This window comes from Clostridium sp. (genome assembly GCF_050717635.1).
GTDB lineage: Bacteria > Bacillota > Clostridia > Clostridiales > Clostridiaceae > Clostridium_AD.
On the sequence record NZ_JBOITO010000026.1, the window covers coordinates 20,535 to 36,818 of the forward strand.

Below are 16,284 nucleotides of genomic sequence, written 5' to 3' on the forward strand. Positions count from 1 at the left end.
TCTATCTCCTCTTACATCATTTTAAGTTTTTCATCAACTGCTATTTTTTTACATACTTTACTGCCATATTTATAAATAAAAATAATTTTGTCCGATGATATATTCCCATATTTCTCATTTATGCTTTCGCAGTTTATAAAGTCTCTTACATATTTCTCTGAAACATCTTCTTTAGATAAAACCTCTCTAAAAGCAGCTTCCACCGCCTCTATATGTAATTCATTGTTAAAATATTTCATTACCAAAACATTGTGTTTTAAAAACAATATTTTTTTATTTTCATCTATGTTTAAAATAAATTTTATAGCAGATTCATTTTCAGAAATAGCCAATATCTCTGCACTTAGACTTGCATTCTCTATATATCTTAAACAAGAATAATTTCTTTTTATAGCCAAAAGTTGTATTTCTTCAATTGGGTTATCTATATATTTTATAGAGTCATAATCTTTTTCTATAGCTAATCTTTGAAGTTTAATACTTGGACTTTCAGAATATTTTATTGCATATCCCTTTTGCTGAATACCTATTTTTATAAGTTCTTCACAAGGACTTTTAATAATCCCCAAAGTATTCCATATCTTTGATACAACATATTTTTTCATATCATAAGTTGGATTTTCTATAAATTCAATTGACCATGGGTTACTTTTTATTGCCAAATCCTTCATTTCTTTTGTAGGATTCTTAATATATCGTAACATTGCCCCATCTTTCTTTATAGCTAAAAGTTTCAATTCATCGCTAGGGTTATCAATATTTTTTATAATAATTGGATTAACCTCTATCATTTGAATAGCCTTTTCTTCTGTCATAAAACTCCACCTCTTTACTAATCATTTGAAATAATTATACCACACAAAAAAAGAGATATTTCTATCTCTTTTTATAAACGAACCAAAAATTTTTAATTCATAATCCAAGGTACCGTTGCCCCGATTTTTACACCTATCTTTTCGATAGGTGGGTGTTCTCAGAGATGCTTAGCAGTCCTTGCCAATTCAAAATTGGACTTATAGGCCTATTCCACACCACGATCTTGAACTCCCGTATAAATATTGTAGGTTGAAAATAAGAGCTTCACGAATATCTCAGAAATAAAAATTTTTGAAAGTGTTTCATATCTACTTGTTAACTTTATTATATCAGATTAAAATTAAAATTCAATAGTAATTTGTGGTTTTTTATTTATTTTTTTTTAGGATTATGTGGACTAGCACTGCATTTTTTTCATAGTCTTCAATATAACAGTATCTGTAACACTCATACCATCAACAGATAAAGTTCCTAAATTTTTAATTGTATCTTCTGCTGTTTCTGCAACAATTCCGTTTCTTCCAGGTACAATACAATTATGCATAGCCAAAACTGCTGATTGTACAGCAACTGATGCTGAAGTCGAAAGCTTAAGTGAACAACCTTCCTTTGCACCATCACATATCATACCACTAGTGTTTGCAATAGTATTCTTTATAACTCCATCTATTTGGTCATAATTCGCACCCATAAGCCATGCTATAGCTACACCCGAACCAGTTCCAGCTGCAACACCACAAGCACACATTGCAGATAATCTCCCTATATAATATTTTATATAACTATTTACAATATGACTTATAGCAACCGCCTTAGCTAATTTTTCATCATCTACCTTGAATTTATTTTTATATGCAACAATAGGTAAAATCGCTGTAAGTCCATTGTTTCCACTACCATTACTACTCATAACAGATAAATTCATTCCCGACATTCTAGCATCACTAGCCGCTGCTGTTAACATCATTGCAGCAGTCATTAAATCCTCTGACAAAATTCCTTGCTTTATGCTTTTTTTAATGCCATACCCAACTCCCATTCCCAGTTTTTCATTGAGTCCAGCCATAGCTGCAGTTTCATTCATAACTATTCCCTCTAACATAAATGCAATATCTTCATGTGGAATCTTTTCAATCTCCGCTATAATATCTCTTATTTTCATATCATACAAATCATTTTTTTCCTTGTAAGTACCCATGTCTTCTTTTTTTAAATCCACAAGAACTTCTCCTAATCTCTCTATATAAGCAAATCGATTATGTTTTCCACTAATAATCACTCTACAATTACCACTATCTGTTTTAAGATTTACTTCTATATAAATTTTCTCATCAGTATCTTTAATATCCAGTGACAATTTTCCACTATGCACAAGCTCTTTTGCAAATTGCACCTGTACTTCATCAATGCCCCCAAGTACTCTTAAATCATTTTCGCTTTTCCCACCTACAAAACCTAAAGCAGCTGCAATATAAAGACCGACTTCCGCAGTATTTGGTATACCCACTGACAATCCATTTTTATATATGTTAGGACTAACGAAAATTTCAGCACTTACTATATAATTAAAATTTATTAACTCTTTAGCCTTTGCACATGCAAGTGCAACAGCGACTGGTTCAGTGCATCCCATGGCAGGAACGACTTCTTCTCTAAGTGTTTGAACTATAAGATTTCTTAATTTCATAAGATCACTCCTCTAAGTATTATCTAATATATATTAGAGCAAGTTCCATGCCAACAATTTCACACTTAAAACAACGCTTTCCACACTATCTCTTCTCAATATGAGAAAAAACAAAATAGAACAGTATCATAATGAGAATTAATTCTCATTATGATACTGTTCTATTCCATATTCTTTTAGTTTTCTATATAGTGTTGCTCTACTTATTTTTAACGCCTCAGCAGCCCTTGTAATTGACTGCTTGCTATGATCAAAACAATCCAGTGCCTTTTGAATTTCCCTTTTTTCTAGTTCTTTTATAGGTATAATTCCTACATCCTCACAACACTCTGATATAATTTCTGAGCTCTTCATCCTTTTAGGCAAATCTATAGATTTTATAACGTCATTACCACACATATTTACAGCATATTCTATAGTATTTTCCAGTTCACGTACATTTCCTGGCCATCCATAATTCATGAAAATCTCTAAGCAAATATCATCTATTTTATTTATATGCTTTCCTAACTTAGAATTACATTTATCCAAAAGATAATCAACAAGAATTACTATATCCTCTTTTCTATCTCTTAAAGGCGGTATAATAAGAGGAATTACATTTAACCTATAAAATAAATCTTGCCTAAATTCACCTTCCAATACTTTTTTTCCTAAATCCTTATTGGTAGCTACAATAATTCTTACATCAATAGGAATGGACTCTTTTCCACCAATCTTCTCAATAACATGTTCTTGTAGTACCCTTAGCAGTTTAGCTTGAAGATGAATTGGCATATCCCCAATCTCATCCAAAAATATTGTACCCTTATTGGCAAGTTCAAACTTTCCTGCCCTACCACCTCTTCTTGCTCCTGTAAACGCACCATCCTCATATCCAAAAAACTCACTCTCTAGCAAGTGTTCTGGTATAGCCGCGCAATTTATCGGAATAAAAGGTCCCTTAGATCTATTACTATAAAAATGAACAGCCCGTGCAAATAGTTCTTTCCCAGTTCCACTTTCTCCCTGAATAAGCACAGTAGAAGTAGATTTGGAGGCTTTTTCTGCTTGTTCTTTAACCTGTTCTAAGCAGTAACTATTACCTATGATACTGTCAAAAGAAGTAACAATAGTCCCTGTAGTAATTTTATTTACTGTTTTTAATAAATCTGAAATATCACTAAATGTACATACTATACCAAAGCTTTTATCTAAAATACTAATAGTCTTTGCATCAAAAACCCCTCTAAAACTATGGTTACTCCCCTTATAAGTAAATTCTCTATTTTTTAAATTCTTATGATTTTCAATAAGTGTGTTAAAATCTAAGCTTCCAATAAGATTCTTTATATTTGTACTTAAAATCTCATTACCCTGAAGATTAAATAACTCTACCGCTTTAGTATTATAATGAATAATATTTCCCTTGTGGTCCGCTGCTATAATTCCTCTATCTACAGAATCGATAACTATTTCAAGTTCTTTTGCCAAAAGCTTTATATGCTCTGTATTTTCCTGTTCTGTTAGCTTTGCTGAAATTAAATCTGCCATTCTATTCAAGAAATTCATTAAGTTTGTTTCATTATTTATAATAGCATTTCGCTGTTCTTCTTCAAAAGCAATAAGTCCAATTACTCCAACAGTTTCATTACCTACATTAATTGGGCAACAAACCTCTGCAAGTTCTTCGCAATTTTCAATATTTTCGCACTCTGTGCAGATAAAATGTTTTCTAGGATTTTTTATAATAAGACTTTTCCCCTGGGTTAAAGCAAATCCAAAAGCTGATTTTTCATTCACTTTTTCAGACAAAGAATTTTTATATCTTCCGGTCCCTGCTATTCTAATATAATTATGGTCTACAACTGTCACATCTACACTTATAACGCTAGCTATTGCCTCAGAAATCTTCTGAACATTTGAAACTATTTTTATTAAATCCATACTTATCATCCTTTTTTTGGTGCCACCCCAATTTAAATTGGGAACCTACATGGCAAGTGGCAAGTTTATTTGTTAAATAATATAGCTATTAATTTAATTGTAATTCAACTTTGGAAGTTTAACAACTAATTAATATATTTCAACTAAAATACGTAACATTAATACAAATAATATTTTTGGAGATAATACTATTGAAGGAAGGTGCTATCATGGATGAGGGTTTAATAGTACTCGTAAGAGGAATAATCGGTTTTTTTACTTTACTTATATTTACTCGTATTCTCGGAAAGCAACAGGTTAGTCAGCTGAATTTTTTTGATTATGTAGTTGGTATAACTATAGGTTCCACAGCCTCAACTCTAACTACCGACTTAACTAGTAGCGCATGGTCTCATTGGGTAGGGTTACTTACTTGGACTGCCTTATGTTTTATTTTACAATTATCAACTATTAAATCAAAAACCGCTGAAAAATTTCTTGATGGTGAACCCACAATTGTTATTGTAAATGGAAAAATACTTGAAAAATCCATGAAAAAATTTCGTTATACTATAGGAGACCTTCTAGCCCAGTTAAGAGATAAAGGAATTTTTGACTTAAGTGAAGTTGCTTATGCGGTGCTTGAAAAAGATGGTCAATTGTCTATTCTAAAAAAGCCTGAATTTGATTCAGTTACATCAAAGGCCCTAAATCTTAAAACTCCCACCGCTGGTATTGATGTTGAATTAATTTACGACGGTTCTATTTTACAAGACAACTTAGATAGTATTAATAGAAATAAAAAGTGGCTCATGACAAATTTAAAAAAACAAGGTATTAAGGATGCAACTGAAGTGTTTTTAGCCACCTATAATACCAATAATGGCTTATTTATAGATCTTTACGAAGACGGGTTAGAGGATAATAACAATTAAAACATAAAGGGGTAGTCTGAACTTATGAAAAAATTTATATCATATACTATACCAATAATTACTTTAACAGTATTTATATTATTAATGCTTAGTGGTAATTATTTTTTAAAACCTCGTAATTCTTCAGAAGATGTGATTGCTTTTGCCCAAACTTCTATAGAACATGCAAAAGCTGAAAAGTGGGATATGCTTGATCAAGATATTACTAGTATTGATGCAGCCTGGAAAAAAATCATACCACGCATTCAATTTAGTGTTGAAAGAGATGAAATATATAATGTAAGTTTAAATATAGCCAACCTTCGTGGCTCCATAGCTAGTAAGGATAAGGTAAGTACGATGATAACATTATATGAAATTATAGAAAATTGGCATGAACTAACACGATAATTAATAACTTCTGTACTATTACACCTTTGAACACATATTTCTAAAATAACAATATTATTGTTGAATTGAACTTTTTTTCTTGGATTATGCTAACAAAAGTATATATTGCGAAGCGAACGCATTCAAGCAATATATACTTTACCTTATAGCATAATCCAAGAAAAAATTTTAGTTCAACTTAAAATGACTTTTTTACCACAACATGAAGTTCATGTAGCGCCCTAGTTGCCATAACATATCTAAGTTTATCCTCTTGTTTATATTTGCCCATACTACCTGGTTCATCTAACGCCATTATAACAGCATCAAACTCAAGACCCTTAGCAAAATATGATGGAATTACAACAATTCCACTATGATACACTGCATTTTCAGTATTTATAATCTTAATACCAGCAATGTCCCGAGTTATATCAAATACTTTTTCTGTTTCTTTTATATCTTTACAGATAATCGCAACATTCTCATAACCCTTACTTTTAAACTGCTCTGTCTTTTGAATAATAAAACTTTTAAGTTCATCCACATTACATATTGAATTTTGCGTCACTTTTTCACCATTTCTTACTATTGGAACAATAGGATCTGAATTTAAATATTTATTAGCATACTCCATAATTTCTACAGTAGACCTATAGCTAGTTTTCAGTCTAAACTCTTCAACATTTAATTCTGGAAGTATATTTTTTATATCAAGCATAGGAATATTCCCATCATACGGAATCATTCTTTGGTTACTATCTCCAACTATAGTTAGTGAAGTGCACCCCGTTAATTCCTTTATTACCAAGAACTGTAATTGATTATAATCCTGTGCTTCATCTATTACTACGTGTTTTATTTCCTCAGAAATTTTTATTCCCTCTAGCTTAATTTTGATATACAAAATACCGGCTAAATCATTTTCAGTTAACCTTTTATATCCATTTACTTTGTTATATAACTCCACGCAGTTTCCATTTTGTATCCAAGTAAGGTTTCTTTTTAATTCTATCATCGCTTTAACAACTTCTCGAATTTTAATTCTTCTATTAAAGTCCAAGTTATTCACTTTGAAATCTCGTTCTTCCTCAGTTAAGGACTGCACAGCTTTTTCATATTCCTTTTGTATAGCTCTAACTTTTTCATCCCTAGCATTGCTAATTTTAGAATAAATAATCCTTTTAATTTTCTTACTTCTTCTAAAGAGTGGCATAGTTTTATAATGATAGTGGAACATTTCAGTTATGTCTTCTTTAGATAATATTTTTTGTTCCATAAAAATCAAATCTTCTATTTTAAAGTAATCAACATCTAATTTTTCTATTGCATCATCAAGTAAATATTTATATTCTTTAGAATTCTTGTACATAATATCTTGTGCAAACTCACTTTCGCCACTAAGAACTTTTTCCATGTATTCTTTTAGGCTCATCACTTCGTCAATTTCTAAAATATCGAAAGCAAAGTCTCTAAAAGTTGTTTGCTTAACTCCTGATTCTCCAAGACTTGGAAGCACCGTAGATATATATTCCATAAATACATTATTAGGACCTAGTATCAAAACCTTATCTTGGAGTACCTTTCTATAATTATAAAGCAAATAAGCAACCCTATGAAGCGCTATCGTGGTTTTACCACTGCCTGCCACTCCATCCACTACAATAGTCTTAATTCTTGGTTGTCTTATTAAGTCATCTTGTTCTTTTTGTATTGTCATTATTATATCTTTTAGCTTTTCAGAAGCATTACTACTAAGTACCATTTGAAGTATTTCGTCCTTTATATCCAAAGCTGAGTCAAACATGCCCATAAGTTTTGCTTTTTTTATAATATACTGTCTTTTAGCTAAAATATTCACTAGTATTTTTTCTTTAGGAGCATCATAAGAAGCCTCACCTAAAGCTCCGGTATAATAAAGTGATGCAACTGGGGCTCTCCAATCTACTATTAATGGCTCAAATGTATTTTGTGGAGTAACTCCAAATCTACCTATATACATTTTTTCAATACCAAGATCCTCTTCTGAAAAATCAATTCTTCCAAAATAAGGTGAAGTCTTAAGTGCTGTTAGTTCTTTAAGCCTTCTATCAATAGTTTTAAAGGCTTCTTCCATAACATATCTCTCATGATCAAAATATTCTATAACCATATCTTCATCATCTCTATAGTCTTCAATTACTTTTTTTCTATAATCTAAAATATATTGTAATATCTCTTTTCTCTTTTCTATATAATTAAGAATTTCTTCACTAATAATTGCACTAGCACTCTTTAATTTTTCCTCTTCTATATTAAATTCCAACTGCTTCTTAAGTTCCAATTCTATGAGACTAGCATCCATATTAAATTCATTAGTATTCAAACCTGTCACCCCGTTTAAATCATTTTATTTTTTATAAATTTCACAATATTTATAAAATTTCTTGCCATCCAATAATATCGCAAATTCCAAGTCCTGGTGAGTCATTAACAGTTATCTTATTTCCGATAACAGAGGCTCCACCAATTACTGAATCTTTCTCAAAACATAACATAGTATCTAAATCCGCCTTAACCATATTAGACCTGGACGCTGCAAAACTAGCTGCTGCAGTTATGCCTATTCTACTTTCCAGCATACATCCCATCATGCATCTTATACCCATGTTTTCTGCCATATTATATATCTTTATTGCATTATTTATTCCTCCACACTTCATAAGTTTTATGCTTATAAGGTCCGCAGCTCTTTTTTCAATTATCTTAAAGGCATCTGATGGGCCAAAAACTGATTCATCTGCAAGAATTTTTGTTTCCACGTTATCTGTAACATATTTTAGTCCATCTATATCCCAAGCATTAACTGGCTGTTCAACAAACTCAATATCCAGATCCATATCTTCAAACTTTCTAATAATGCTTACAGCTTCCTTTGGTCTCCAACCTTGATTAGCATCTACTCTTATTTTTATTCCTTTCCTAACTGCTTTTCTTACTGCTTTAACTCTCTCTATATCATGATCTATATCATTTCCAACTTTAACCTTTAAATAAGTATAATTATCCATTATGGCTTCTAAAGATTTACTTACCATTTGTTCTACTGAACCATTTGCTATTGTGATATCTGTAGTTAATGTAGTTTTATATCCCCCCAGAAATTTATAAAGTGGAATTCCATATTTTTTACAAAGCAAATCATATATAGCCATATCAACGGCTGCTTTAGCACTATTATTTGCATAAATAGAATTATGGATTACTTTCATAATTTCTTCTAGATTATCAATATCTAAACCTAAAATATCATGTTTAATATAATTTATTGCGCCCATAATTGAATACTCTGTTTCACCTGTTATTAGAGGCGTTGGGGTTGCACTTCCGTATCCTATTTCCCCTGTATCTGTAATTATCTTTAAAACAATTTCATCAGAAAAATTAAGAATTTTCTTTCCTATTTTATATGGTCTTAACAGCGGAGTATTGATCTTACCCATTTTAATATCTTGTATTTTCACAACTATCCCTCACTAATACTTTTATATTTTTATATTTATAGTTCAATATTTGATTATACCTCTATATCCTATTTAATGCTATGAATTTTTATAAATTTTAGACCTATATCTTTTAATAAAAGATATAGGTCTAAAATTTACTTATTTATTATTTTGCTAGTTCATAAAGTGCATGAGCATATATTTTAGCATTTTTAATTAAATTATCTATTGTTATATATTCATTTCTTTTATGAATAGTATCTGGTTCTCCTGGAAACATTGGTCCAAAAGCTACAGTGTTAGGCATTTCTTTAGCATAAGTACCTCCACCTATAGATATTAATTTAGCTTCTTCTCCAGTTTGCTCAGTGTAAACTTTTTGAAGTGCTTTAATAATTGGACTATCTGGTGAAAAGAATAATGGTCCTTTATGTTCAAACTTTTCTATTTTTATTCCAGTTGATTCTATTCTACTATTAAATGGATTCATCATATCTTCTAACTTGTTTGTTACAGGATATCTTAAATTTAAAGTCATGGTAGCAGAATTTTCATCCATATTTACTACTCCAACATTAAATGATAATTTACCTGAATTTTCATCTTCCAGACAAACACCAAAAGACTCTCCATGTATTTCCATACCAATGTTTTTATTTAAAAATTCTACAAATGATGAAACATCATTTGATCCAAGGTCCATAGTTCCAAGGAACGCAAATAGTTGCATTATAGCGTTGGTCCCAAGCTCTGGTAAACTTCCATGAGCTGCTTCACCTTCAGATTTAATTATCACCATACCTTCTTTAACTTCTGAAGTAAGCTTATAATTCATATCTTTTGCAAAAGATTCTAATTCTTTAACTATATTTTGTGTATCCACAGCTACAACCCCAGCTTCGCAATATTCTGGTACTATGTTAGCTACTGTGCCACCCTTAATATATTTTATTTTATTTTCACTTTTATTCTTATTATTAAAATCTTTAACAATATTAAAAATAGTTATGCCCTTTTCTCCGTTAATTATAGGATAATCTGCATCAGGTGTAAAACCAGCAACTGGTGCTTTTTCTCTATCTAAGTAATATTCAAGCTCCTTACTTCCTGTTTCTTCGTTAGTTCCAAATAAAACTCTAATTCTTTTAGAAATAGGAAGTTTAGCATCTTTAAGTGCTTTGAGTCCATAAAGCGTCGCCATTATAGGCCCTTTATCATCTGTAGTTCCACGTCCATACATTTTACCCTCGTGAATTTCCGCAGCATAAGGTGGATGAATCCAACCGTCTCCTTCAGGAACAACATCTAAATGGCCTAATGCTACAACATAATCTTCTCCTTGCCCGTACTCTGCATATCCAACATAACCATCTAAGTTAACTGTATGAAATCCTAATTCTTTTGCAGTGTTTAAAGCACATTCTAACGATTTAGATACACCTTCGCCAAAAGGCATACCCGGTTTTGGTTCACTCTCTACACTCTTGATTCTTATTATTTCCTGTGTAGATTTAATAATATCTTGTTTCATAGCGTCAATTAAATTATTTAATTCCATAATGTTCTCCTTCCATTAATAACCTACATTAGTAGTTAATTTATAGTATAACATATCATATCATTCTATATTTTGTTATTTTCAAAAGTTATCCAACCACTTCTAGATAAGTACCTAACAAACATAATTAATTTATCAATAGACTCTTGCTCAGTGTCATGAAATTTCCCCATCATGGTTTGAGCTATATCATAAACAGTATTATTTCCATCACAAAGTTGCCATACCATAGAACTCCGCGGGTCAAGTTCTATATCATTAATATTTGATTTTTTTATAAGCCATCTCATTAATTTTTCTATATGCTTATTATGGTGAAAAAATAGTTTTACCTTTTCATCGTTTACTTCCCAATGTTCAATTTTTCTTAGTGGTCTATAAAGCAAAAAATTTTCTTGTGCTTTTTCTTTTTTTTTGTTTTTAAACATACCTATCACCTACAAAACAGTTAAGAGCCATAACGGCCCTTAACTTATATTTTATTTTTATTATGTCTTAATTTAAATAATATATACTATATGTTATTAAACAGCAGTTTTGTCTATTTTCGAAGCAAACAAGTAAATCCATAATCCTAATGCAAAGAACATTATTATAGAAAATTCATTACTTGAGGCCAACCCTTTAAATAGTTTAGCTCCAAATCCTATGTCAAGGCCTATCGTCGCAATTGCTGCAACAACTATACCCATTAGTGCATCTCCTGCAACCAAGCCTGATGATAGTAGAATACCTTTTTCCACTTGGGTCTTTTGTCGCTTCTCATCTTTCTTAAATCTCTTTTCAATTGCTAACCTAATAATACCGCCTGCTAGAATAGCTGAACTTAAATGTATTGGTAAATATAGTCCAAGTGCAACTGGTAGTATTGGAAGTCCCGCAAGTTCACAAAATACTGCAATTGCTATTCCAACATATACAAGAGCCCATGGAAGATCGCCAGTAAGCACTCCTTTTATAACCATCGACATTAGTGTTGCTTGAGGTGCAGCAACTTCTTTGCTACCTATACCATATGTGTTATCAAGCATTAGTACTACTGCCCCAACTACCGCTGCCGATGCAACTATCCCTAAATACATACCAATTTGTACATTTTTAGGCGTACCACCAATAACATAAGTTGTTTTTAAACTTTGTGCAGTACCACCAGCAACAGCGATAGCAACACAAACTATACCACCTATAACAACAGCTATAACCATTCCACTGTCTCCAACTTTACCTGTAAGCTTCAATATTGTTGTTACAAATAATAATGTAGCTATAGTCATTCCTGAAACTGGGTTGTTTGACGCTCCAATTATACCAACCATTCTAGCTGATACAACTGAGAAAAAAAATGAAAATACAACTACCATTATTGCACCAATTATACCAACGTTTATTATTGGTAATAACCATGAAAGTAAGAATACTAATACTGCTGACCCAATAACCCAAGTTAGTGGTGCGTCAACTTCTGTTCTTTTTTGAACTTTTGAACCAGCTGCTCCAATACCAGACATAGCTGACTTAAATGATTTTATAATAGTTGGAGCCGATTTCCCTAGACTTATAAATCCACCTGCTGCCACAGCTCCCGCACCTATATATCTTATATAATTACTCCAAATTTCCCATCCTCCCATTTCACTTATAATTTTAACTGATGGAAATAATGGTGCTTGAAGTCCATTTCCAACATACATTATTAATGGCATAAGTCCAAGCCATGCTACTACAGCACCACCAAACATATACATTGAAACTCTAAGTCCAACTATATAACCAACACCCATAAGGGATGCTAATGTACTAACTCCAAATATTGTTCCTTGGAGCGGCTTAATTGTCCATTCAGCTTCTTCAAGCCAGAATTTAAAACCGCCAGAAAATATCTTATAAGTTGCTCCTGCTATAAGACCTGTTAATACTGTCTTAAATCCTGAACCGCCCTCACTACCAGTAACAAGAACTTCTGCAGCTGCCATACTTTCTGGATAAGTAAGATTACCATGTTCCTCAACTATTAAGAATCTCCTCAGTGGTGAAACAAACAATACTCCTAAAAGTCCTCCAAGAAGTGTTACAACAACTATAGTAGAAAGTTTTAATTCCATTCCATAAAGGAGAATTGCTGGAAGTATAAATATAACTCCACCTGCAATGGATTCGCCCATTGCAGCAATTGAAGCTACCATATTGGCCTCTAATATATTATTTCTTTTAAATAAGCCTTTAAGTAATCCGGTTGCCAAAATTGCTCCAGGAATACCAGCTGAAACGGTTAGCCCAACTTTGAGTCCTAAATAAGTGTTTGCTGCTGCAAATATCATTGCAAAAATCATACCTATTATTAAAGATATTGCAGTTGTTTCTGGCATTGCTTGACTTGTTGGTACAAAAGGTAAATAATCGTCACCTTTAATACCACCGTAAGCTGTACTAGAAAGTTTTTTATTTTTATCCATGATATATCCTCCATTTCTCAAATATTCTATTAATATATATATTTTGTTTAATAAAGCTAAAAGATACTAATTAATTTTTTCCAATTTTTCTTATTAATCAGTAAAATAGTGTTTTAACCCATTACTAAATAATTTTCAAAAAAAAATTAAAATAGCAGAAGTGTAAAATTTCATTTTACACTTCTGCTATTTTTTTATTTTAATTTTCCAAATCTACTAAAAGGACTAATTACGATCCTTGCTTTTCCCATTATATCACTCTCATCTATAAACGGTTGTTCCCAATATCTTGCATCTTTAGAGTTTGCTCTATTGTCTCCAAGAAAAAAATAGCTATTTTCTGGTATTTTAAATTTTATTCCTGCTTTCCCACCTGGATATAAAACATAATTCTCATCTGTTTTTGTTCCATTTATATATACTGATCCATCTTCTTTAATATCAATTTCATCATTTGGTAGCCCAATAAGCCTTTTTATTAAATCTTCCCCTGATTCATCATCACCTAATTCATCAGAATGAAATACTACTATATCACCGTGATTAAGTTTGTTTTTATTATGGATCCTTGTTACTAAAATCTTATCATTTAAATTTATGGTTGGTAGCATAGATCCCGTTGGCACCGTTACATTAAAGAAAATAAGCTTATTTATAATAAACGCTATTATAATAGCTGCAATTATAGGCAAAATCCAATCTTGAAATATTTTTTTTATAGTAATCATTATTATCCCCTCTCAAATCTAGTACATTAATATTTTATCACAATATTTATAATATATCAGTATTTATATTTATTCTAAATAGATAATCAGTAAATTCATGATAACTTTTAATTAAATAAACACCCCTCATTTACGTGGCACAAAAAAAATCTAGCATTTATTATCATGCTAGATTCTCTACTATTCTTGTTTACGCTTAGAAAAATGTTCCATAATCTTTGCCCAAATACGCTTTGTTTCAACAAATTCACCATAATGTTTCTCCACATTTTTATTATATTTATCTAGTTCAGCTAAGACATTCATAAACTCTGGCTTTCCGAAATAAGCACAGATTTTAGGTAGTGTAATACTGAGTTGTTCTCGCATTTCTTTAATTTTTTCAGCGTAGTGATCTGGCTGAGTTATATATAGTAGTAATGGCTTATAACGAACCCATCCTATACATGCATTATAAAAGCGAGTTTTAATCTTTTCTGAATCAGCTTTTATAAATTTCAATTTAATCGGGAGAACGCCTTCCAAAAGATGATTATATGTTGAAAAGCCATCGTGAAATGTGTAACATGGCACTCGCATAACTTTTCGCTCACTTAGACAGGTACTTAAAAAAGTATCCTCCCCTCTAGCTCCCGGTGGATTATAAAAAGGAAAAATACGTGAAGGATTAGTAAGGTTAATACATAGATTAGCCCCTGATATAAATTTGGAACGGTTTATTTCCTCCACCTCTATAGCACCATCTCTAGTAAGTACCTTTGTATCAGCATAAGTTACTCCACCATTCTTCATAACGTCTTTAAGTTTATCCCAGTTAACGATATCGTTACTAATAGCTTCAATAAAAGATCGAAAATCACCTTCGGTCATAGTATCGTTAAATTCCATATATGGAATAGGCGATATATATCCACAATGATTTCCGTGAGTAATATCTGCTTCAGTAATATATTTAAGATGTTGTGCCAAAACGTGTTGCCCTCCCCAAATTGCAGTATCCCTAGTATTAGTAACTGCCATAGGGTATTCATCGTCGTCAAGAAAAACTAAATAATCCATATTATTCTTTATAGCATTATATAATACAGCATTACGTTGAGCTGCATACCCCTTGCCAAAAATCATATGAATTTCATCGGTATTTAACACGTTTTCTTGTATTAGATAGTCAATCTCTTCATTTATTTCAACACTTCCTATAAATATGCTACTATCAATGTTCTTGATTAAATCTGGATGTATGTTAGTGTAATCCGTTGCTTTAGTTTTATGATAAAAAAGATCATATGCCACAAAAAGATTCAAACTAATCCTTTTGTCTGCTACCAAGCCAGATTCTTTCCAGTTCTTGATGTTAGTTCTCAGAACTTTTTGAAAACTCTTTCTACCAGTTGCAAACCCTATTGCTACTTTAATGTCTTTATCATTCTGCATTTAATCACTCCTTATTCAGATAAAATTCATATAAAATTATTGCTATGTTATCATTATAGCATAAATAATCCATTAAATCCTAAAAATAGAGGCTATAGTTAAATCAAAATGCCTTATGATACTCTCCCAATACCATTTCAATTTCCTCCTCTGTAAGGGATCGGTACTGACCTTTTTTAAGCGATTCATCTAATATTAACCCTCCAATGGAGACCCTTTTTAAATACACCACATAACAGCCTACTGCCTTTAACATACGCTTCACTTGGTGCTTACGCCCCTCTGAAATAGTAAGATATCCAGAAACAATAGGCTGGTTATAATAGTTTGAATCTAACATTCCGCATTTTTGTACTTCTATTTTTGCAGACTTCGTTTGCATTTCATCTTTTCCCATGTATATTCCTTGTTCTAACTTGATTCTATCCGCCTCATCTAAAAAACCCAAAGCCCGAAAGAAATAAGTTTTTTCGACATGTTTTGATGGGTACATTAATTGATGTTCAAATTCACCATCGTTAGTAAGCAGCAACAATCCTTCTGTATCTTTGTCTAACCTTCCAACATGAAATACTCCATTCATGTTGACATCATCAAAAAAATCAAATACTGTTTTATTAACAGTATCCACTCTTGCAGTAATATAGCCAGCTGGTTTATTAAACATATAATATACCTTTCCAGTATAATCAACTACTTTTGAAAGATACTCAATAACATCATCGCTTTCGTTAATTTCTATTGTAGGTTCTCTTATCACATCTCCATTTACCTTAACCATACCTTCTTTAATATAGGTCCTAACCGTTTTCCTCATTCCAACTGATGATTCTGATAAAAATTTATCTAATCTCATATTTCATAACTTCTCTTCCTCTTTTAAATTATTACTGTAGCAAAGTTCACCTGATATA

At 31.5% G+C, this 16,284-nt stretch carries 13 protein-coding genes and 1 other RNA gene; 2 read left to right on the plus strand and 12 right to left on the minus strand.

Annotated elements, in window-relative coordinates; all coding sequences use genetic code 11:
• Positions 1–11: 11 nt before the first annotated feature.
• The 4 genes from ACREWB_RS11750 to ACREWB_RS11765 all read right to left on the minus strand — a co-directional run bounded on the left by ACREWB_RS11750 (position 12) and on the right by ACREWB_RS11765 (position 4,429).
• Entirely contained in the window at positions 12–815 is an 804-nt protein-coding gene (locus ACREWB_RS11750) for a hypothetical protein (RefSeq protein ID WP_431547628.1), read from the minus strand.
• A gap of 97 nt (positions 816–912) precedes the next feature.
• Positions 913–1,101: non-coding RNA, 6S RNA (gene ssrS / locus ACREWB_RS11755), on the minus strand.
• Between the two features lie 112 nt (positions 1,102–1,213).
• The gene (locus tag ACREWB_RS11760) at positions 1,214–2,503 is read right to left on the minus strand and encodes an L-cysteine desulfidase family protein (RefSeq protein ID WP_431547629.1); all 1,290 of its coding nucleotides are present in this window, start codon (positions 2,501–2,503) and stop codon (positions 1,214–1,216) included.
• A 138-nt stretch (positions 2,504–2,641) separates the two neighbouring features.
• A complete protein-coding gene (locus ACREWB_RS11765) occupies positions 2,642–4,429 on the minus strand; it encodes a sigma-54 interaction domain-containing protein (RefSeq protein ID WP_431547630.1) in 1,788 nt (595 codons plus the stop codon).
• Between the two features lie 209 nt (positions 4,430–4,638).
• Between ACREWB_RS11765 and ACREWB_RS11770 the strand changes: the two genes are divergently transcribed.
• Together ACREWB_RS11770 and ACREWB_RS11775 are read left to right on the plus strand one after the other, a co-directional pair.
• On the plus strand, positions 4,639–5,343 hold the full coding sequence (locus ACREWB_RS11770) for a DUF421 domain-containing protein (RefSeq protein ID WP_431547631.1): 705 nt from the start codon (positions 4,639–4,641) through the stop codon (positions 5,341–5,343).
• Positions 5,344–5,367: 24 nt separating this feature from the next.
• A complete protein-coding gene (locus ACREWB_RS11775; protein WP_431547632.1) occupies positions 5,368–5,733 on the plus strand; it encodes a DUF4363 family protein in 366 nt (121 codons plus the stop codon).
• A gap of 178 nt (positions 5,734–5,911) precedes the next feature.
• Here ACREWB_RS11775 and ACREWB_RS11780 read toward each other — a convergent pair whose 3' ends face one another.
• The 8 genes from ACREWB_RS11780 to ACREWB_RS11815 form a co-directional block, all read right to left on the minus strand.
• The gene (locus tag ACREWB_RS11780) at positions 5,912–8,077 is read right to left on the minus strand and encodes a HelD family protein (protein ID WP_431547633.1); all 2,166 of its coding nucleotides are present in this window, start codon (positions 8,075–8,077) and stop codon (positions 5,912–5,914) included.
• Between the two features lie 49 nt (positions 8,078–8,126).
• Positions 8,127–9,215, minus strand: coding sequence for a dipeptide epimerase (locus tag ACREWB_RS11785; RefSeq protein WP_431547634.1), 1,089 nt, complete (start codon positions 9,213–9,215; stop codon positions 8,127–8,129).
• Positions 9,216–9,363: 148 nt separating this feature from the next.
• Positions 9,364–10,755, minus strand: a complete 1,392-nt coding sequence (gene pepV, locus ACREWB_RS11790; protein WP_431547635.1) for a dipeptidase PepV — start codon at positions 10,753–10,755, stop codon at positions 9,364–9,366.
• Between the two features lie 65 nt (positions 10,756–10,820).
• A complete protein-coding gene (locus ACREWB_RS11795; protein WP_431547636.1) occupies positions 10,821–11,183 on the minus strand; it encodes a PqqD family protein in 363 nt (120 codons plus the stop codon).
• Positions 11,184–11,279: 96 nt separating this feature from the next.
• Entirely contained in the window at positions 11,280–13,211 is a 1,932-nt protein-coding gene (locus ACREWB_RS11800) for an OPT family oligopeptide transporter (protein WP_431547752.1), read from the minus strand.
• A gap of 191 nt (positions 13,212–13,402) precedes the next feature.
• Complete coding sequence (gene lepB / locus ACREWB_RS11805) at positions 13,403–13,936, minus strand: signal peptidase I (RefSeq protein ID WP_431547637.1); 534 nt, start codon at positions 13,934–13,936, stop codon at positions 13,403–13,405.
• A 180-nt stretch (positions 13,937–14,116) separates the two neighbouring features.
• Entirely contained in the window at positions 14,117–15,370 is a 1,254-nt protein-coding gene (locus ACREWB_RS11810) for a hypothetical protein (RefSeq protein WP_431547638.1), read from the minus strand.
• A 103-nt stretch (positions 15,371–15,473) separates the two neighbouring features.
• Positions 15,474–16,226, minus strand: coding sequence for a pseudouridine synthase (locus ACREWB_RS11815; protein WP_431547639.1), 753 nt, complete (start codon positions 16,224–16,226; stop codon positions 15,474–15,476).
• Positions 16,227–16,284: the final 58 nt, after the last annotated feature.

Bases quoted from the DNA above. Each gene is read 5' to 3' on its own strand.
- ACREWB_RS11750 (WP_431547628.1), bottom strand. From the start codon at position 815: ATGACAGAAGAAAAGGCTATTCAAATGATAGAGGTTAATCCAATTATT.
- ACREWB_RS11770 (WP_431547631.1), top strand. From the start codon at position 4,639: ATGGATGAGGGTTTAATAGTACTCGTAAGAGGAATAATCGGTTTTTTT.
- ACREWB_RS11795 (WP_431547636.1), bottom strand. From the start codon at position 11,183: ATGTTTAAAAACAAAAAAAAAGAAAAAGCACAAGAAAATTTTTTGCTT.
- ACREWB_RS11810 (WP_431547638.1), bottom strand. From the start codon at position 15,370: ATGCAGAATGATAAAGACATTAAAGTAGCAATAGGGTTTGCAACTGGT.
- ACREWB_RS11775 (WP_431547632.1), top strand. From the start codon at position 5,368: ATGAAAAAATTTATATCATATACTATACCAATAATTACTTTAACAGTA.
- ACREWB_RS11760 (WP_431547629.1), bottom strand. From the start codon at position 2,503: ATGAAATTAAGAAATCTTATAGTTCAAACACTTAGAGAAGAAGTCGTT.
- pepV (WP_431547635.1), bottom strand. From the start codon at position 10,755: ATGGAATTAAATAATTTAATTGACGCTATGAAACAAGATATTATTAAA.
- lepB (WP_431547637.1), bottom strand. From the start codon at position 13,936: ATGATTACTATAAAAAAAATATTTCAAGATTGGATTTTGCCTATAATT.
- ACREWB_RS11815 (WP_431547639.1), bottom strand. From the start codon at position 16,226: ATGAGATTAGATAAATTTTTATCAGAATCATCAGTTGGAATGAGGAAA.
- ACREWB_RS11765 (WP_431547630.1), bottom strand. From the start codon at position 4,429: ATGGATTTAATAAAAATAGTTTCAAATGTTCAGAAGATTTCTGAGGCA.